Consider the following 18,769-nt stretch of genomic DNA (forward strand, 5'->3'; position numbering starts at 1 on the left):
GCGGGTGACGGTACGGTCGGGCGGGTGAGCCCGTCTGTATCAGCCGATACACCGCCGCCGCACGCGGCGCTCGGCGCCGTCCCGCTGCTGGCCGGCGTCCCGGACGACCGGCTGCGCGAGCTGTGGGCCGCCAGCGTGCGGCGCAGCCTCCCGGCCGGCCGGACGTTGCGGCACGCCGGCGCGCCGGCGACCCACCTGCTGCTCCTGCTGCGCGGCACGGTCGCCGCCACCGGCCACACCGCCGCCGGCCGGACCGTCCGGTACGGCGAGTCGATAGGACCGCGCGCCCTCGACAAGGTCGCGGTGATCGACGGCCTCGGCCACACCGCCACGCTCACCGCCGTCACCCCCTGCGCGGTGGCGGCGCTGCCGCGCGACCGCTTCCTGGCGCTGACGGACGATGCCGCATCCGTCAGGAGACACGTGCTGCGGGTGCTGGCCGCCGAGGCCCGCCACCAGCAGGCCCGCTTCACCGCCACCGCCACCCTCCCGGCCGAGGCCCGCCTCGCTGCCTGGCTGCTCACCGAGGCCGCGACGCGGCGGGACAGCGCGATCCCCGTGGGCACCCAGCAGGACCTCGCCGACCTGCTCGGCCTCAGCCGCGTCACCGTCAACCGGGCCCTGACCCGGCTCCGCCGGGACGGCCTGATCGCCCCGGCCGGCCGGTCGGTGCGGGTGCTGGCGCCTGAGCTGCTGCGGCTCAGGGCGGCCAAGGGTGCTTGAAGGCGGGTGCTTGAAGGCGGGTGCTTGAAGGCCGGCCCTCACTCCGGGCGACCGCCGACGAGCTTGTCCATCATGCGCTCCAGCGGACCGTTGTCCCCGAGGAAGCTCTTGACCGACGCTTCGGTGTTCTCGATCGCTGACAGGTCGGACCACCGAAGCGACCACCCGGCCTCGCTGCTCAGCTGGCCGAGAAAAGCCCGCTGAGCCCGGCCGTTCCCCTCCCGGAAGGGGTGAAGTGCGTTGACATCGCCGTAGAGAACCGCGATCTCCCTGACGAAGTCGGCTCTCGGCAAGCCGCGCAACCAGTTCGCGGACCGGAGTCGCCCGAAGACCTCGTCGGCGTACGTGCATATGTTGCGGACGGGACAGAAGGAGGTCCACTTCGTGAGGTCGACCGTGCGCAGTTCGCCGGCCCAGGGGTAGACGTCACCGAAGATCACGCTGTGGAAGCGCTGCAGATGAGCCAGGTCGTAGTCGCCGGGCAGCGGTCGACTCGTCAGGATCGCCAGGCGGGCGCGCGAGATGTCCGCCTCCGCCTCGCTCAACGCCCGGGGGTCCGTGATCCCCAGCTTGTTCCGTAAGGCGCCGCTCGGCAGAAGGTAGGGGTCGCTCATCCAGCCCGCCGGTTCTCCTGGCCTCGATGGCGCGCGATGGCTCGGGCGACCATTTCCTCACCCGAGATCTCTCCCCGCACCCAGGCGTCGGCGTCCCGGTCGGCGGCGCCCGATGTCCTGAGCCCCTCCGCCGCCACGGATGCAGTGGCCGACTCGACGGCGAGCCGCCTCTCGCGCTTCTCGACCAGCGCCTCGAAAGCCTCGACGGACAACAGCACACCCTGCGGCTTTCGGTGCGCCCCGATCAGCACGGGCTCGGCCTCGGGGCCCGCGGCACTCAGCTCGGCCAGTATCTGCGAGAGCCCCTTGCGCGCGTCACCGACGGTGACGACCTCAGGAATGTCCATGGCTCCACCCTACCCGAAATCTGTACACGTTTACGTACAGATCTCGCGGCCTCCGGAGCCCCGCCGCCACGTGGTCGCCGTCGTCAGTCCGCCCCGCCCGGGGGTGTTCGTCCCGTCACCCCGGGCGGGGCGGAGTCTCGGTCGCGCCTAGCGAAGGCGGCTCACAGGGTGTGCTCGCGGTAGCGGGCCACGGTCTCGGCCAGGACCTCGTGGCCGTCCCGCGCCCACAGGCCGTCGTTGAAGATCTCCACCTCCACCGGGCCCCGGTAGCCGGCCGCGGTGACCCGCTCGCGGAACCAGCGGAAGTCCACCGAGCCGTCGCCCAGTTGCCCGCGGCCGGTGAGGACGCCCGCCGGCAGCGGGGTGGTCCAGTCGGCGTACTGGAAGCAGTGGATGCGCCCGCCCGCGCCCGCGCGGGCGATGCCGGCGGCGATCGTGTCGTCCCACCACAGGTGGTAGGTGTCGACGACGATCCCCACCTGCTCGGCCGGGAAGCGCTCCGCCAGGTCGAGCGCCTGGGCCAGCGTGGAGACCACGCAGCGGTCCGCCGCGTACATCGGGTGCAGCGGCTCGATCGCGAGACGGACGCCGCGCTCGGCCGCGTACGGCGCCAGCTCGGCCAGCGCGTCGGCGATCCGCTCCCGCGCGCCCGGCAGGTCGCGGCTGCCGGCCGGCAGGCCGCCGGAGACCAGGACCAGGGTGTCCGTCTCCAGCTCGGCCGCCTCGTCGATCGCCGCCCGGTTGTCGGCCAGGGCGGCGGCCCGCTCGGCCGGGTCGATGGCCGTGAAGAAGCCGCCCCGGCACAGCGAGGTCACCGTGAGGCCGGCCTCACGGACCAGCCGCGCGCTGGCGGCCAGCCCGTGCTCGGCCACCGGCTCCCGCCAGAGCCCGACGCCGGGCACGCCCAACTCGACCAGGCCCTTGACCAGTTCGGGCAGGGACAGCTGCTTCACCGTCATCTGGTTGATGGAGAATCCGGTGAGGTCCAGAGAGTCGGTCATCAGGCATCCACCCCGTACACGGCCAGCAGCCGGCCCATCCGCTCCCGCGCCGTCTCCGGGTCGGGGAAGAGGCCCAGCCCGTCGGCCAGCCGGTAGGCCTGCGCGAAGTGCGGCAGCGAGCGCGCCGACTGGAGGCCGCCCACCATGGTGAAGTGCTCCTGGTGCCCGGCCAGCCAGGCCAGGAACACGACGCCCGTCTTGTAGAAGCGGGTCGGTGCCTGGAAGAGGTGCCTGGACAGCGGCACGGTCGGGTCGAGCGCGGCCCGGAAGCCCGCGACGTCGCCGGTGTCCAGCGTCCGCACCGCCTGGGCCGCCAGCGGCCCGAGCGGGTCGAAGATGCCCAACAGGGCGTGGCTGAAGCCCTGTTCGTCGCCGGCGATCAGCTCGGGGTAGTTGAAGTCGTCGCCCGTGTAGCAGCGCACCCCGTCCGGCAGCCGGCGCCGCAGCTTGATCTCGCGCTGGGCGTCGAGCAGCGAGACCTTCACGCCGTCCACCTTGTCCGGGTGGGCGGCGATGATCTCGACGAACGTGTCGGTGGCCGCGTCCAGGTCCTCGCTGCCCCAGTAGCCGGTCAGCGCCGGGTCGAACATCGGCCCGAGCCAGTGCAGGATCACCGGCTCGGCGGCCTGCCGCAGCAGCCGGCCGTAGACCTCGGCGTAGTCGTCGGGTCCCGCGGCGGTGGCGGCCAGCGCCCGGGAGGCCATCAGGATGGCCTGTGCGCCGGTGGACTCGACGAGCGCCAGCTGCTCCTCGTAGGCCGCCCGAACGGCGTCCAAGGAGGTCGCTCCGGGCGCGAGTTGGTCGGTGCCGACGCCGCAGGCGGTCCGGCCGCCGACCGCCTTCGCCTCGGCGCCCGAGCGGCGGATCAGCTCGGCCGCGCCGGCCCAGTCGAGGCCCATGCCGCGCTGCGCGGTGTCCATCGCCTCGGCCACGCCGAGGCCGTGCGACCACAGGTGCCGGCGGAACGCCAGCGTGGCGTCCCAGTCCACGGCCGCCGGGTCGTCGGGCGTCACGTCGGCGAACGGGTCGGCCACCACGTGCGCCGCCGAGTAGACGATGCGGGACGCCAGCGGCGGGGCGCCCGCGGGGTCGAAGACGGCGGGGTCGAAGACGGCGGGCTCGGCGCGCGGCTCGTACTCCACCAACGCGCCCGTGTCGTCGGGCAGTCGGATGGTCCGGGTCATGATGCGGGCACCCCCTACAGGCTCAGCTCGGGAACGGGCAGCCGGCGGCCCTCGGCGGACGACCGCAGGCCGAGCTCGGCCAGCTGGACGCCGCGCGCCCCCGCCAACAGGTCCCAGCTGTACGGCTCGTCGAGGACCACGTGGCGCAGGAACAGCTCCCACTGGGCCTTGAAGCCGTTGTCGAACTCCTCGTTGTCCGGGACCTGTTGCCACTGGTCGCGGAAGACCTCGGTGGCCGGCAGGTCCGGGTTCCACACCGGCTTGGGGGTGGCGGAACGGTGCTGCACCCGGCAGTTACGCAGCCCGGCGACGGCCGAGCCCTCGGTGCCGTCGACCTGGAACTCCACCAGCTCGTCGCGGTTGACCCGCACCGCCCAGGAGGAGTTGATCTGCGCGACGGCGCCGCCGGCCAACTCGAAGACGCCGTAGGCCGCGTCGTCGGCGGTCGCCTCGTACGGCTTGCCGTTCTCGTCCCAGCGCTGCGGGATGTGGGTGGCGGCAAGCGCCTGCACGCTCTCCACCCGGCCGAAGATGTCGTGCAGCACGTACTCCCAGTGCGGGAACATGTCGACGACGATGCCGCCGCCGTCCTCGCTGCGGTAGTTCCACGAGGGGCGCTGCGCGGCCTGCCAGTCGCCCTCGAACACCCAGTAGCCGAACTCGCCGCGCACGGACAGGATCCGGCCGAAGAAGCCGCCCTCGACCAGCCGCTTGAGCTTGCGGAGCCCCGGCAGGAACAGCTTGTCCTGCACCACGCCGTGCTTGATGCCGGCGTCGCGGGCCGCGCGGGCGAGGCGCAGCGCGCCGTCGAGCCCGGTGGCGGTGGGCTTCTCGGTGTAGATGTGCTTGCCGGCGGCGATGGCCTTGGTCAGGGCCTCCTCGCGGGCCAGGGTGACCTGCGAGTCGAAGTAGATGTCGACGCTGTCGTCGGCCAGCACGGCGTCGAGGTCCGTGCTCACGGCCTCCGGGTCGAGGCCGTGCCGCTCGGCCAGCTCGCGCAGCGCGTGCTCCCGGCGGCCGACCAGTATCGGCTCCGGCCAGATCACCGTCCCGTCACCGAGGTCGAGGCCGCCCTGCTCGCGGATCGCGAGGATCGAACGGACCAGATGCTGGCGGTATCCCATCCGCCCGGTGACGCCGTTCATGGCGATCCGGACGGTCTTTCGCGTCGTCATGCCCCTGCCTCCCACACGGCCTGCTTTCCGCGCCACCGAGTCGCCCCCGATTCAGTAAGCGCTTTCTATCGAGAGAGACGCTAACCTCTCCCCACCGGCTTGGACAAGTGTGGGAGCAGAGCATGTCCGTAACGCTGGCGGATGTCGCGGCCCGCGCTGGGGTGTCCGCGGCGACCGTGTCGCGCGTACTGAACGGCAACTACCCGGTCGCGGGTGAGACCAGGAGCCGGGTGCTGCGCGCGGTCGAGGAGCTGGAGTACGTGGTCAACGGCCCGGCCTCCGCGCTGGCCGCCGCCACGTCCGACCTGGTCGGGGTGCTGGTCAACGACATCGCCGACCCGTTCTTCGCGGTGATGGCGAGCGCCGTCCAGTCGGAGATGAGCCCGGCCGCGGACGGCAGCGGGCTCAGCGGCCAGAAGATGGCGATCATCTGCAACACCGGCGGCTCCCCGGAGCGCGAGCTCACCTATCTCACACTGCTCCAGCGCCAACGCGCCGCCGCCGTGGTGCTCACCGGCGGCACGGTCGAGGACCCGGCGCACACCGAGGCGCTGGCCACCCGGCTGCGGCGGCTCTCCGACGCCGGCACCCGGGTGGTGCTGTGCGGCCGGCCGCCGCTGCCGGGCCACGACGCGCTCACCGTCACCTTCGACAACCGCGGCGGCGCCCGGCGGCTCACCGAGCACCTGCTCTCCCTCGGCCATCGGCGGCTCGGCTACCTCGCGGGGCCCACCGCCCGCACCACCACCCGGCACCGTCTTGAGGGCCACCACGCGGCGCTGAGCGAGGCCGGCCTGGCCGGCGAGGCGACGCTGACCGTGCACGGCGCCTACGACCGGGCCTCCGGCTACGACGGGGCGCTGGAGCTGCTGCGCCGCGAGCCGCGCCTGACGGCGATCCTGGCGGCCAACGACACGGTCGCCCTCGGCGTCTGCGCGGCGCTGCGCGACCGTGGCCTGCGGATCCCGCAGGACGTCTCGGTCACCGGCTTCGACGACCTGCCGTTCGCGGTCGACGCGACCCCGGCGCTGACCACCGTCCGCCTCCCCCTCGCCGACGCCGGCGCCCGCGCCGGCCGGCTGGCCCTCGACCGCGAGACACCTCCGGTGGGCGGGGTCGCCACCTACCACGCCGACCTCATGGCCCGCGCCTCCACGGCCCCACCGAGCCGGCCCGGGCCGTAGGCCCGGAACGAGCCGGACCGGGCCATAGGCCCGGAACGAGCCGCGCGGACCGTATCGGGCCGCAGGCCCGGAACGAGCCACGCGGACCGTCCGGGACCCGCGCCGGCCCTGCCGGCCGGGTCGAGCGGCGGCGGGCGGTGGCGCGGCGCGCGCCGACGCGCGCCTCGCGGCCGGACCGCGGCCCGGTGGACGGCCGTGGGGCTCCGCCCGGGTCGGCCACCGCCAGTGCGGTACGCCCGTGGCACGGCGGCCGGCGGCGTCCGGCCGAGGGCGCACAGCCGGCCTCGGTGATCCCGGGCGTCGCGACGTCGGCACCAGGCCGTCCGGCCGGCCGCCACTGGTGCGGCACGCGCACCGCACGCCACCGCCCGGCCTCCGCCGGCCGCCAGGCCAGCGACGCCCGGCACAACCACCCCCGGCGCGAAGCGCCACGCCGTGTCGCCGTTCGACGAGCTGCCGCTGGTCGCCAACGGGCCGCAGCGCGCCGCCCGCCGCCCGTGCAGTACGCACGCCACGCACCCACGCAGGCCGCGGCGGGGCCGGCACCGTCCGGCCCCGCCAACCCGGCGCGAAGCGCCACGCCGCGCGGACCGCGCCGCGCCACCGAGCCCCGGCCGCAGGCCGCCCGCCCGGCCGCAAGGCCGGCGCACACCGACCACCCCGCCGTTCGGCGAAGCTCGCCGGCCGCCAGGCCGGCGGCGGCCGGCGCAACCGCCGGCGGCGCTCCGCGCCGCCGGTAGCCGACCGGCGAGGGGAGGCCCGCGCGGTTACGGTTGACGGGTGGCTTGGCTACCGGATCGCGTTCGTCGCGGTGGCGTGCTGACGCTGCTGCTCGTCTGCCTCGCGCTGGTCGCGGCGGTCTCGATCTACGACGCCCAGCTGAGCGGCCGGGTCAGGTGGGCCGGCTTCACCGCCCTGGCGCCGGTCGTGGCCGGGGCGCTGCTGCCGTTCTGGCCGACCCTGATGGTCGGCGCCGTCGCGCTCGGCTCCAACCTGATCATCTACGGGCTCCTCCCCACCGACGTCACCTTCGTCTCCCGCCTCTTCGCCGTCGGCATCGTGGCCATCGGCGTCGCGCTCGGGATCACCGTCTGCCGGGTGCGCCTCGACCGCGAGCAGCGGGTGCGGGGGCTGACGATCGCCAGGGAGCGGCTCACCCTGTTGACCGTGGCGAGCCAGCAGGTCGGCTCGACCCTCGATGTGTCCCGCACCGCCCAGGAGCTGGCCGACGTGGCCGTCCCCCGACTGGCGGACTTCGTGTGCGTGGACCTCTTCGACCCGGTGCTGCGCGGCGAGGAGCCCGAGCCGGGGCCGATCCACGGCCCGCTGCGGCTGCGCCGGGTGGCGCAGCAGTCGGTGCTGGAGGGCGTCCCGGAGGCCGTCGTCGCGCCGGGGGACGTCGCCGACTACCCGGAGGAGTACATCCTGTCCCGCTGCCTGGCCGAGGGCCGGGCGGTGCGCGAGCCGATGCGGCTGCCGGGCGACCGTCTCCCGGAGTGGCTGGAGCTGGATCCCAAACGCGCGGAGCACGCCAGGAAGTTCGGCTTCAACTCCGGCATCGCCGTCCCGCTGCGGGCCCGCGGCACCACCCTGGGGGTCGCGGTGTTCATTCGGCACCAGCGGCAGGAGCCGTTCGACGACGACGACCTGCTGCTGGCCGAGGAGGTCTGCGCCCGGGCCGCCGTCTGCGTGGACAACGCCCGCCGCTACACGCACGAGCACCGCACCGCGCTGACGCTGCAACGCAGCATGCTGCCCCGGCGGCTGCCCCGTCTTGCGGCGGTCGACGTGGCGACGCGCTACCTGCCGGCCGGCGGCCAGGCCGGGGTGGGCGGCGACTGGTACGACGTCATCCAGCTCTCCGGCGCCCGGGTGGCGCTGGTGGTGGGCGACGTGGTCGGGCACGGCCTGTACGCCACGGCCACCATGGGCCGGCTGCGGTCCGCGGTGCGGACGCTCGCGGACATCGACCTGCCGCCCGACGAGCTGCTGACCCACCTGGACGACGTGATGATCCGGCTCCGCGCGGAGACCGAACAGGACAGTCCGGGCGGCGGGTTCAGCGCCACCTGTCTGTACGCCGTCTACGACCCGGTCTCCCGCGCCTGCACGGTCGCCAGGGCCGGGCACCCGCTGCCCGCGTTGGTGCTGCCCGACGGCCGGGTCGACCAGATCGAGCTGCCCGCCGGGCCGCCGCTCGGCATCGGCGGGCTGCCGTTCGAGTCGGCCGAGTTGCTGCTGCCCGAGGACAGCGTGCTGGTGATGTTCACCAACGGCCTGCTGGAGTCCAGGTCCGACGGGACGACCGGCGGCATCGCGGAGCTGCGGGAGGCGCTGTCCCAGCCGGTGACGTCGCTGGAGTCGGCGTGCGACGCGCTGTTGAAGACGATGCTCCAGGAGGGGCCGAGGGACGACGTGGCGCTGCTGCTGGCCCGCACGCACGCGCTCGACACGGCGCACGTGGCGACGTGGGACGTGACGCCGAGCCCGGAGGCGGTGGCCACGGCGCGCGAGCTGGCCACCGGTCAGCTGGCCGAATGGGGGCTCGCGGAGGCGGCGTTCACCACGGAGCTGGTGGTGAGCGAGCTGGTGACCAACGCCATCCGGCACGCCGGCGGGCCCATCCAGCTGCGGGTGATCCGCGAGCACGGCCTGATCTGCGAGGTGTCGGACGGCAGCAGCACCTCGCCGCACCTGCGCCGGGCGCGGGTGTACGACGAGAGCGGGCGCGGTCTGTTCATCGTGGCGCAGCTGACCGACCGTTGGGGCACCAGGCAGACGAGCAGCGGCAAGACGATCTGGGCGGAGTTCTCGCCGGACGCGCCGCTGCCGGTGTGACGCCGTGCGCGGCGGCAGGACCCGGTGCCGTTGTCGGTGGCGTGTGGCAGGCTCGACGGCATGACCGACACGACGCGCCCCCTGGCCAGCGGGCCGCTGGGCATCCGGCTGCTGGCGTTCGACCGCCTCCCGGAGGGCAGCGAGTTCGCCGACGCGCGCGTCGGGTACTGCCTGGTCGCGGTGGAGCGCGGCGACCGGGTGCTGTTGGTCCTCGACCGCGGCCGGGGGTGCTGGGAGCTGCCGGGCGGCGGCATCGAGCCGGGGGAGACGCCGCGCCAGGCCGCGGTTCGTGAGCTGCGGGAGGAGGCGGGGCTCTCGCTGGCCCCCGAGGAGCTGCGCTTCGCCGGCTTCGCGCTCACCGCCTTCGCCGACAAGCCGGAGCTGCGCGGCGCGGTCTTCCGGGCCGAGTTCCCCGAGACCGCCGAGGTCGCCGATCCGGCCGGTTTCACGCCCAACGAGGAGATATCCGCGATCAGCTGGTGGGACGGCGCGGCGCCGCTGCCCGGCGGGACCCTGCAGACGGTGGACGCGGTTCTGGCCGAGCTGGTGCGCGGGGGCCCGGAGGGCGCGTAGCGTGGCCGCATGGCGAGAGCGGACGGCTTCGCGTACGACGTGCGGGCGGACGGCAGCGTGCGGGTCACCCACCGGGGGCGGGTGGCGGCGGTGCTGCGCGGCGAGCGGGCACGGGAGTTCCTGGCGGCGGTCGCCGCGCCGGGCGGGGATCCGCAGCTGGTGATGGCCCGCTGGACGGGGAACTACCGGCGAGGCAACGAACGCACGGCCCGCGACCACCCACGCAACCGGTAGCCGGCCGGCGGCTCAGCGGCGACCCCGATGAGCCGGGCAGGCCCCGAACAGGTCGTGCAGCAGCGGGTAGAAACGGCGGCGCGCGGTCCGGCGGAGGTAGTCCACGCCGCTGGTCCCGCCGGTGCCGGGCGCGTCGCCGATGAGGCGGGCGGCGAGGTCGGCGTGGCGGGTCCGCCAGGCGACGACCTCCTCGTCGTACGCGTACAGGTGGGCCGCCAGCCGCCGCAGCTCGCCGGTACCGGGCTCCTGCCCGGCGGCGACCCGGGCCAGGGTCGCGGGCAGACTGTCCTCTCCCACGGCTTCCCCCGCGCCCCGCCCGCCGGCGTCCGGTTCGCCCAGGAGGTGCCGGAAACCGTCCCACACGCTGGGCTCGGCCAGGCGTCGCAGCACCGCGTCCCGTTCCTCGGGTCCCAGGCCGGCGCAGGCCCGCTCAGGCGGGTCGGGCGCCTCCCGCCCGGAGAGGAACTCCAGCTCCCGGAACTGGGCCGACTGGAGCCCGCTGGCCGGCGCCAGCGCGTCGCGGAACTCGGCGAAGTCGGCCGGGGTCATGAACTCCAGGACGGCCAGTTGCTCCAGCAGCACCCGGCCGACGACGTGGATCCGCTCGAAGACGCGGGACGCCGCGGCGGGCCGGCCGGCGAACATCTCGTCGCGCACCAGTTCCAGGTCAGCCAGCAGCAGCTTGAACCACAGCTCGTAGGTCTGGTGCGTGACGATGAACGCCAGCTCGTCCCGGGCGGGCGGCCGCACCACGGGCACCTGGGCGGCGAGCAGCTCGGCCAGGCGCAGGTAGCCGCGGTAGGTCAGCGGGCCGGACGGCGGTAACCCGGACGGGGACGCCGGTGCGGAGGAAGCGGTCGCCATGGTCACTCGCCCCCGTCCCCCGCAACCAGCCCGTGGCGGGCGAACTCCTCGTAGGCGCCGGGCACCTCGAAGACCCCGGCGGAGCGGCACATCCGCACGGTGGACCGGGTGATGGAACGGATGCGCTCCCGGTCGGTCGCCAGGTGGTCGTCGACGACCGCGGCGATGACGTCGGCGTCGACCCCGGCCAGGGCGAGGGACGCGCGGGCCGGCCCGAGGTCGGCGGCGAGGCAGTCGTGGATCAGGGCGGGCAGGGCGTGGGCGGCCAGGGCGCGGTGCCGGGCGTCGAGCGCCTGCCACAGCCGGTGGAAGTAACCGGAGAAGAAGCGGTGGTGACGGCCCTCGTCCCGGGCGTGGTCCCGCATGAGGTCGCGGACCGTCGTGATGACCGTGGTGTCGCCGGGCAGCTCGTTGAGGACGGCGGTGATCAGCGTCTCGAAGACGACGACCTGTAAGAGCCCGGCGAGGACGGGTTCGCCGGGCAGCAGCCGGTTGGCCGTCTCGGCGAGCCGGTCGACGAACCGGCCGTAGTCCCAGTCGGGTACCGGCACGCCGGTGGTGTCGGCGATCTGGTGGGCCAGGTCGAGGCTGTACAGAGCGTGGTAGCCCTCGTCGCAGTAGACCTTGAACGCGTCCAGCCGGTCGTCCGGGGTCAGTTCCACGCCGCTGCGGCCGTTGGCGATCCGCTCGGCCGCGGTGTTGACGACCCGCGTCTCCATGTGGGTGGTCGATATCAGGAACTGGTACAGGTGCCGCAGCGCGAGCGCGGAGCGCTGCTGCCGGTCCAGACCGGCCAGCAGCGGGTGGTCGAGGAAGGGCACCAGGCGTTCGGGGAAGAAGACCTTGCCCTGGTCGCTCTCGTCGTGGAAGAGCCGGCGTACGCCCGAGCGCACCCCCGCGGCGGTGTACCACTCGGCGAAGGGGCCCGTCGCTCCGGCGTCTGCGCCGTCCGGGGCCGGTGTCGCGGTCGTCATCTCCTGCTGTACTCCGTCATCGTGTCCGTCGGGTCGGTGGTCTTCGCCGCGTGCGCGCGGCGAGCAGCCCGCCCAGGCGCTCGACGGCCACGCGGACGGTGGTGGGTTCGGTGGTGTGGCACATCCGGAACCAGCCGGGTTCTGGGGCGGCGAACATCCCGCCGGGCAGCATGCTGACCCGGCGGTTCTCGAACAGCTCGCGCCACAGGGCCTGCTCGGCCGCGTGCCCGGTGTCGGAGCCGGACCCGCCGGCGGGCAGGGCCGCCCGCAGGTCGAGCCACACGGAGAAGCCCGCCTCGGCCGGCAGGTGGGGCACGCCGTGGTGTTCCAGCGCGCCGGTCGCGGCGGTGTACGAGGCGCCCAGCCGCCGTCGCCCGGCGGCCAGGTACCGCGCGACCCAGCCGGGGTCGTCGGTCAGGAGCCACGCCAGCAGCTCCTGGGTCTGGGTGGACAACGGCGCGAAGTAGGCCAGCTCGCGGGCCGCGGCCAGGACGTCCGGCGCGGTGGTGTGCAGGACGCCCGCCTTGAAGCCGGGGAGGGCGAAGTCCTTGGCGAAGCCCCACACCACGTGGACCCGTTCCGGGGGCAGCGGCGAGCCGGTGGCGGCGTCGGCGGCGCTGACGAACCGGCGGGGCCCGAAGACGCTGTGGGCGTACAGCTCGTCGCTGATGACGTCGAGGTCCAGTTCGGCGGCCACGGCCAGCAGCCGGCGCAGGACCTCCGCCGGGTAGACCTGTCCCAGCGGGTTGGACGGCGACGACAGCGCCAGGGCCCGCACGGGGACGCCGTCGCGTCGGGCGCGGTCCACGGCGTGGCGTACGGCGTCCGGCGCGAGGGCGAACCCGTCGGCGGGCGACAGCGGGGCGGGCAGCAGCCGGGCGCCGGACCGGCCCGCGAGGTCGACATCGAACGCCCCGTAGTAGGGGGCCGGGACGACGATCCCGTCGCCGGGGTCGCACAGCGCGGTGGCGACGACGTCGAGCGCGGTGGTGGCGCCCGCGACGACCACGAGGTGGCCGGGGTCCACCGGGGTGGCACGTGAGGTGGCCGACAGGAACCCGGCGATCGCCTCACGCAGCCGCGCCGAGCCGTGCAGCGGCGCGTACCGGGTGGTGGCGGCGTCGGGCGGCGGGGCCTCGGCGAGGCGGGGCGCCAGCAGGTCCGCCACGAGCCGGTTCTCGGCGGTGCCGAGGTTCACGTAACCGCCCGGGTTGCGTTCCGGGTGATACGGGTCGGCCTCGGCGCGGAAGTGCGCGGCGGCGATGGGCGGTGACGCCTTGACCAGCCGGCCGGCCTGTCGGGACACCATCGTCACCACCCCCGCCCGGGCTGCCCGGTCCAGTCGTCGTGGCCCGGGGTGCGGTCCAGGGCGGCCGGGTCGCTGCCCAGACCGAGCGAGGCGTCGACGACGGCCCCCCGCAGGATCCGGGCCGGCTCCTCGCACAGCCACCACAGGACGTCGGCGACCTCCGCGGGCTCGATGAGCCTTCCGCCGGGCAGCCCCGAGGTGAGGGCCCGCAGCCGGCCGGGGTCCAGACCGTCGAGGGTGCTGGCGCGGAACATCCCGGTGTCGACGGCCCCCGGGCACACCGCGAACACGTCGACCGGCAGGGCCGACCACTGGGCCGCCAGGTGCCGCGTCAGGTAGGCGACGGCGGCCTTGCTCATGCCGTCCGCCACGTCGAACTGGGGGAACACGGCGACGCCGCCGCCGACGCTGGAGACGTTGAGGACCTTGCCGTAGCCGCGGGCGATCATCGCGGGGGCGAACTGCCGCACCAGCCACAGCGGCCCGAGGCAGTTGACGCGCAGGAACGCGGCGTCCCGGTCGGGGCCGGGCTCCGGCGCGTGGCGGGCCACGGTGGCCGAGCCCACGGCCGCGTTGTTGACCAGGACGTCCACCCGGCTGCCGGCGAGCGCCCGGCCCAGTTCCTCGTGGCTGTCCCGCTCCCCCTGCCGGAAGGCGAGCGCCGTGACCTCGTGGCCCTCGGCCGCCAGCTCCGTCACCAGCTCCGCCGCCGGTCCGGCACCGCTGTGGTAGGTGAAGAACACCCGGTCCCCGGCGCGGGCGAACCGGCGCACCGCGGCCGCGCCGATGCCGCGCGACCCCCCGGTGACCAGTACGCCGCGACGCGTCCGCGCGTCGGTGTCCGCACTCGTTTTCCGCACGGGTCCTTCCTACCGGCGGTCGGCGGGTGGAGTCCCCGAAGTCGTCGGCAGCCGCGTCGACTTGTCCAAGTCGCCGACGAGCAGCGCGACTTGTCCAAGTCGGCGGGCCGCCGCGGGCCGTCCCGTTGCTAGGGTCGCGGCGCCGAGAGGAGGTTCCGCGTGACCGAGGCGACCGAGGACCGCTCCGTCCTGACCCGGCCCGCTCCCGCGCCCGACGAGGTGCTGCGCTACGGCCCGGACACCGCCCACCACGTGGCCGACGTCTGGCGGCCCGCGCCGGGCGCCGCGCCGGGCCGCCCGCCCGTGGTGTTCCTGCACGGCGGGTTCTGGCGGCCCGACTACGACCGCGGCCACACCCGCCCGCTGGCGGCGGCGCTGCGCGACGCCGGCTGGCCGGTCGTCTCCGCCGAGTACCGCCGGGTGCCGGGCCGGCCCGACCTGACGACCGCGGACGTCCGGGCCGTGCTCACGGCCCTCGCCGCGCTTCCCGGCGACGCCCCCGGCGGCACCCGCGGCGGATACGTCCTGGCGGGCCACTCCGCCGGCGGTCACCTGGCGCTGTGGGCGGCGGCCACGCCCGGCGTGCCGCCGCCACTGGGCACGCTGGCCCTGGCCCCGGTCGCCGATCTGCGGCTGGCCCACGAGCTGGCGCTGGACGAGGACGCCGTCCACGCGTTTCTCGGCGCCGGTCCGGGCGGGCGCCCGGACCTGGACCCGGTCCGGGCCCCGGGGCCGGGCTCACCGGTGACGATCCTGCACGGGGCGGCGGACCGGATCGTGCCCCCGGCCGTCGCCGCGTCGTACGCGGCGGCCCACCCCGGGACCCGGCTGGTCCGCCTGCCCGGCGCCGGCCACTTCGCGGTGATCGACCCGCTCAGCGCCGCCTGGCCGGCGGTGCCGGCGGCACTGGCCGAGCTGGCTGGCCCGTCCGGCCCGGACGGCCCGGACGGTCGTTCCGGGGCGACGGCACCGGACTGACCCCCCGGCCGGCGCGCCGTCCGCGACCGGTGCGGGTCACGGGCGAACGCCCGCGAGGGTCACCGCTTCACCGACTCCAGCGCCTCGGTATCCGCCGGCGCCGGCTCGGCGCCGGTGTAGCTGGCCCACAGGCGGGCGTAGCGGCCGCCGGCGGCGAGGAGTTCGGCGTGCGGACCGTCCTCCACCACCCGGCCGTGGTCGAGGACGACGACCCGGTCGGCGCGGGCCGCGGTGGAGAGGCGGTGCGCCACCACCAGTGTGGTGCGGCTGCCGGCGAGGCGGTCGGTGGCCTGGTTGACCAGCGCCTCGGTGGCGAGGTCGAGCGCCGCGGTGGCCTCGTCGAGCAGCAGGATGTCGGGCCGCACCAGTTCGGCGCGGGCCAGGGCGATCAGCTGGCGCTGCCCCGCCGAGAGGTTGCGGCCGCGTTCGGCGACCCGGTGCCGGTAGCCGCCCGGCAGCGCGGCGATCACGGCGTGTGCGCCGACCGCCCTGGCCGCCGCCTCCACCTCGGCGTCGGTGGCCTCCGGTCGGCCGTAGGCGATGGCGTCCCGCACGGTGCCGGGGAAGAGGTAGGGCTCCTGCGGCACCACGCCGAGCCGGTGCCGGTAGCCGGCGAGGTCGAGGTCGCGCAGGTCGGCGCCGTCCACCCGGACCGCGCCCGCCGTCGGGTCGTGGTAGCGCGCCACCAGCTTGACCAGGGTGGACTTGCCGGCGCCGGTCTCGCCGACGAAGGCGACGGTCTGCCCGGCCGGCACCCGCAGGTTCACCCCGGCCAGCGCCTCCTCGTCGGCGCCCCGGTAGGCGAACCGCACGTCGTCGAACTCCAGGTCGCCGGTGAGCGACTCGACGCCGATGGGCCGTTCGGGCGCCGGGGTCGAGGTGCGCTCGCGCAGCAGCTCCTGGATGCGGCCGAGCGAGACGACGGCCTGCTGGTAGCCGTCGAAGACCTGGGAGAGCTGCTGCACCGGGGCGAAGAACAGCTCGATGTAGAGGAGGTAGGCGACCAGCGCGCCGGCGGTCAGGGTGCCGTCCCCGACCCGGCCGGCGCCGACCACCAGCACCCCGGCGGTGGCCAGGGTGGCGAGCAGCTGCACGAAGGGGAAGTAGACGGAGATCAGCCACTGTCCGTGCACCCGGGCCTGCCGGTAGCCGTCCGAGCGGTCGGCGAACCGCTCGTAGCCGTCCCGCTCGCGCCGGAAGGCCTGGACGATCCGCAGCCCGGCCACGGACTCCTGGAGGTCGGCGTTGACGCCGCTGACCCGCTCGCGCGCCAGCTCGTAGGCGCGCGAGCTGCGCCGGCGGAACACCACGGTGCCGGCGACCAGCGGCACCAGCGTGGCCAGCACGATCAGCGCCAGCTGGAGGTCGATGGCGAGCAGCACGCCCATGATGCCGAAGAAGGTGAGCACGGAGACCAGCGCCTGGGTGAGGCCGGTCTGCAGGAAGGTGGTGAGGGCGTCCACGTCCGTCGTCATCCGGGTCATCACCCGGCCGGCCTGCTCGCGCTCGTAGTAGTCGAGCCCGAGCCGCTGGAGCTGGGCGAAGATCTTGACGCGCAGCGAGTAGAGGGCCCGCTCGCCGGTGCGGCCGACGGCGCGGATCGCGCCGTACTGGGCGGCCCACTGGCCGAGCACCACGGCGAGCGCGATCCCGGAGGCGGCCCACACGGCGCCGAGCGCGGCCCGCTCCACGCCCTGGTCGATGCCGTGCCTGATCAGCACCGGCACCAGCAGGGACGCGGCGGCGTCGGCGACCACCAGCAGCAGGGCGAGCAGCAGCGGCCGGCCGAGCCCGGCGAGCAGCCGGCGCAGCCCGTACTCGGTCTCGGGGCGCGCGGCCCGCGCCTCGTCGATGTCGGGGGTGTCGGTGGCGGGCGGCAGGGCGGCGACCCGGGCCCGCAGCTCGGGGCTGCCGGCCTCGTCCTCCACGGGCTCGTCGACCTCGGGCCTGGGGGCACCTCCCAGCGAAGCTGGGGGAGGATCGCCGGCCGGCTCGGCGGTGACCCCGGCCGGGTCGCGCTCGACGCCGCCGAGCTCGCCGGGGTCGGCGAGCAGGGCGCGGTAGAGCTCGCAGCGCTCGACGAGCTCCTCGTGGGTGCCGGTGTCGACGAGCCGGCCGCCGTCCAGCACGGCGATCCGGTCGGCGAGCTGGAGCGTGGACTGCCGGTGGGCGATCAGCAGCGTGGTGCGGTCCGCCATCACGGACCGCAGCGCGCTGTGGATCTCGTGCTCGACGCGGGCGTCCACGGCCGAGGTGGCGTCGTCCAGGATCAGCAGCCTGGGGTCGGTGAGAATGGCGCGGGCCAGCGCGATCCGCTGCCGCTGGCCGCCGGAGAGGGTCAGGCCCTGCTCGCCGATGCGGGTGTCGTAGCCGTCGGGGAGCGCCAGGATGAACTCCTCGGCCTGGGCGGCGCGGGCGGCGGCCCTGATCTGCCGCTCGTCGGCCTCGGGGTGGCCGTAGGCGAGGTTGGCGCGGATGGTGTCGGAGAAGAGGAAGCTGTCCTCGGGCACCAGGCCGATGGCGGTGCGCAGCGAGTCGTAGGTGAGGTGCCTGACGTCCTCGCCGCCGATCCTGACGGCGCCCTCGTCGGGGTCGTAGAAGCGGGGCAGCAGCAGGGAGACGGTGGACTTGCCGCTGCCCGAGGGGCCGACGACGGCCAGCGTCTCGCCCGGCTCGATGCGCAGGCTGAGGTCGCGCAGCACGGTCCGCTCCGGGCCGTAGCCGAAGGAGACCCGGTCGAACTCGACGGTGGCCGGGGCGTCAGCCGGCAGCTCGTGGGCGTCCGGGGCCTCGCTGATCTCGGGCCTGGTGTCGATCAGCTCCACGACCCGCTCGACGCCGGCCCGCGCCTGCTGGCCCATGGTGAGGATGAGCGTGAACATCCGCACCGGGCCGACGAGCTGCGCCAGGTAGGTGGAGAAGGCGACGAAGGTGCCGAGCGAGATCTGGCCCCGGGTCGCCATCCAGCCGCCGAACGCCAGCATCGCGACCTGGCCGAGCGCCGGCACGGCCTGGAGCGCCGGCGTGTAGCGGGCGTTGAGCCGGACGGTGCGCATCCGGGCGCCGAAGAGCCGCCGGCTGACGTCGCGCAGCTTGCCGGTCTCCTGCTCCTCCTGCCCGAAGCCCTTGACGACGCGGACCCCGGTGACGGCGCCGTCCACCACGCCCGCCACCTCGGCGGCGCGCTGCTGCGCGTACCAGGTGGCGGGGAAGAGCCGGTCCCGGCTGCGGACCGTGATGAACCAGAGGGCGGGGCCGACGGCGAGGGCGACGAGGGTGAGCGGCGGGGAGAGGGTGACCATCACGACCAGCGAGACCGCGAAGAGCATCAGGTTGCCGATGGTCATCGGCAGCATGAAGAGCAGGCCCTGGATCAGCTGGAGGTCGCTGGTGGCGCGGCCCACGACCTGCCCGGTGGACAGCTGGTCCTGGCGGCGGCCGTCGAGCCGGGTGATGGTGCGGAAGATCTCGGTGCGCAGGTCGTGCTGGACGTCGATGCCGAGCCGGCCGCCGTAGTAGCGGCGGATGAAGGTGAGCGCGTAGACGACGAGGGCGGCGGCGATCAGCAGCGCGATCTGCCCGCCGAGCCCGCCCTGGCCGCCGACGACGACGTCGTCGATGACGTTCTTGACGATCAGCGGCATCAGCGCCATCACGGCCATGCCGACCAGCGAGGCGCCGACGGAGAGCAGCAGGTTGCGCCGGTAACGCCAGCAGTAGGCGGTCAGCCGCCGTATCCATCCCTCACCACGACCACCACTGGGCACGCCGTCTCTCCCTCGCTGTCGTATCCCAGGGAAACCCAACGTCGGGACCTGCGGATTTCATCCCACAGCAACACTATGAACCGACGATCAGCGGAGTGGTAATTCGGTTGCGGGGCGCCGACGCGCGTGCGTACGGTCACCGCC

At 74.8% G+C, this 18,769-nt stretch carries 16 protein-coding genes; 6 read left to right on the forward strand and 10 right to left on the reverse strand.

Features of this window, described 5'->3' with window-relative positions; translation table 11 throughout:
* Positions 1 to 24 precede the first annotated feature (24 nt).
* On the forward strand, positions 25 to 723 hold the full coding sequence (locus RNC47_RS08060) for a Crp/Fnr family transcriptional regulator (RefSeq protein ID WP_311596861.1): 699 nt from the start codon (positions 25 to 27) through the stop codon (positions 721 to 723).
* A 38-nt stretch (positions 724 to 761) separates the two neighbouring features.
* Here the strand turns inward: RNC47_RS08060 and RNC47_RS08065 are convergent, their stop codons facing one another.
* From RNC47_RS08065 to RNC47_RS08085, 5 genes are all read right to left on the reverse strand, one after another.
* Complete coding sequence (locus tag RNC47_RS08065; protein ID WP_311596862.1) at positions 762 to 1,337, reverse strand: Fic/DOC family protein; 576 nt, start codon at positions 1,335 to 1,337, stop codon at positions 762 to 764.
* Positions 1,334 to 1,684, reverse strand: a complete 351-nt coding sequence (locus RNC47_RS08070; protein WP_311596863.1) for an antitoxin VbhA family protein — start codon at positions 1,682 to 1,684, stop codon at positions 1,334 to 1,336. Before RNC47_RS08070 ends, RNC47_RS08065 begins: the two co-directional genes overlap by 4 nt.
* A 161-nt stretch (positions 1,685 to 1,845) precedes the next feature.
* Positions 1,846 to 2,685, reverse strand: a complete 840-nt coding sequence (locus RNC47_RS08075; protein WP_311596864.1) for a sugar phosphate isomerase/epimerase family protein — start codon at positions 2,683 to 2,685, stop codon at positions 1,846 to 1,848.
* Positions 2,685 to 3,869 (reverse strand): dihydrodipicolinate synthase family protein, encoded by a 1,185-nt coding sequence (locus RNC47_RS08080; protein WP_311596866.1) that lies wholly within the window; start codon positions 3,867 to 3,869, stop codon positions 2,685 to 2,687. The genes RNC47_RS08075 and RNC47_RS08080 overlap by 1 nt, the downstream gene beginning before the upstream one ends.
* Before the next feature lie 14 nt (positions 3,870 to 3,883).
* The gene (locus tag RNC47_RS08085; protein ID WP_311596867.1) at positions 3,884 to 5,044 is read right to left on the reverse strand and encodes a Gfo/Idh/MocA family protein; all 1,161 of its coding nucleotides are present in this window, start codon (positions 5,042 to 5,044) and stop codon (positions 3,884 to 3,886) included.
* Between the two features lie 122 nt (positions 5,045 to 5,166).
* Between RNC47_RS08085 and RNC47_RS08090 the strand changes: the two genes are divergently transcribed.
* The 4 genes from RNC47_RS08090 to RNC47_RS08105 all read left to right on the forward strand — a co-directional run bounded on the left by RNC47_RS08090 (position 5,167) and on the right by RNC47_RS08105 (position 9,873).
* A complete protein-coding gene (locus tag RNC47_RS08090) occupies positions 5,167 to 6,228 on the forward strand; it encodes a LacI family DNA-binding transcriptional regulator (protein WP_311596869.1) in 1,062 nt (353 codons plus the stop codon).
* A gap of 780 nt (positions 6,229 to 7,008) precedes the next feature.
* Positions 7,009 to 9,066, forward strand: coding sequence for an ATP-binding SpoIIE family protein phosphatase (locus RNC47_RS08095; protein ID WP_311596870.1), 2,058 nt, complete (start codon positions 7,009 to 7,011; stop codon positions 9,064 to 9,066).
* A 60-nt stretch (positions 9,067 to 9,126) separates the two neighbouring features.
* The gene (locus RNC47_RS08100; RefSeq protein WP_311596872.1) at positions 9,127 to 9,639 is read left to right on the forward strand and encodes an NUDIX domain-containing protein; all 513 of its coding nucleotides are present in this window, start codon (positions 9,127 to 9,129) and stop codon (positions 9,637 to 9,639) included.
* A 9-nt stretch (positions 9,640 to 9,648) separates the two neighbouring features.
* A complete protein-coding gene (locus tag RNC47_RS08105) occupies positions 9,649 to 9,873 on the forward strand; it encodes a hypothetical protein (RefSeq protein ID WP_311596874.1) in 225 nt (74 codons plus the stop codon).
* A gap of 12 nt (positions 9,874 to 9,885) precedes the next feature.
* On the opposite strand, the gene RNC47_RS08110 is transcribed toward RNC47_RS08105, so the two are convergent.
* The 4 genes from RNC47_RS08110 to RNC47_RS08125 are packed head-to-tail and all read right to left on the reverse strand — an operon-like array spanning position 9,886 to position 13,880.
* Positions 9,886 to 10,737, reverse strand: coding sequence for a tryptophan 2,3-dioxygenase family protein (locus tag RNC47_RS08110; RefSeq protein WP_311596876.1), 852 nt, complete (start codon positions 10,735 to 10,737; stop codon positions 9,886 to 9,888).
* A gap of 2 nt (positions 10,738 to 10,739) precedes the next feature.
* On the reverse strand, positions 10,740 to 11,711 hold the full coding sequence (locus RNC47_RS08115; RefSeq protein WP_311596878.1) for a diiron oxygenase: 972 nt from the start codon (positions 11,709 to 11,711) through the stop codon (positions 10,740 to 10,742).
* A gap of 16 nt (positions 11,712 to 11,727) precedes the next feature.
* Positions 11,728 to 13,020, reverse strand: coding sequence for an aminotransferase class I/II-fold pyridoxal phosphate-dependent enzyme (locus RNC47_RS08120; protein ID WP_311596880.1), 1,293 nt, complete (start codon positions 13,018 to 13,020; stop codon positions 11,728 to 11,730).
* A gap of 2 nt (positions 13,021 to 13,022) precedes the next feature.
* Positions 13,023 to 13,880, reverse strand: a complete 858-nt coding sequence (locus RNC47_RS08125; protein ID WP_311596882.1) for an SDR family NAD(P)-dependent oxidoreductase — start codon at positions 13,878 to 13,880, stop codon at positions 13,023 to 13,025.
* Positions 13,881 to 14,039: 159 nt separating this feature from the next.
* Here RNC47_RS08125 and RNC47_RS08130 point away from each other — a divergent pair, with 159 nt between their 5' ends.
* On the forward strand, positions 14,040 to 14,858 hold the full coding sequence (locus RNC47_RS08130) for an alpha/beta hydrolase (protein ID WP_311596884.1): 819 nt from the start codon (positions 14,040 to 14,042) through the stop codon (positions 14,856 to 14,858).
* Positions 14,859 to 14,917: 59 nt separating this feature from the next.
* Here RNC47_RS08130 and RNC47_RS08135 read toward each other — a convergent pair whose 3' ends face one another.
* Positions 14,918 to 18,625, reverse strand: a complete 3,708-nt coding sequence (locus RNC47_RS08135; RefSeq protein ID WP_311596886.1) for an ABC transporter ATP-binding protein — start codon at positions 18,623 to 18,625, stop codon at positions 14,918 to 14,920.
* Positions 18,626 to 18,769 lie beyond the last annotated feature (144 nt).

This window comes from Streptomyces millisiae (genome assembly GCF_031845425.1).
Lineage (GTDB): Bacteria > Actinomycetota > Actinomycetes > Streptomycetales > Streptomycetaceae > Streptomyces > Streptomyces millisiae.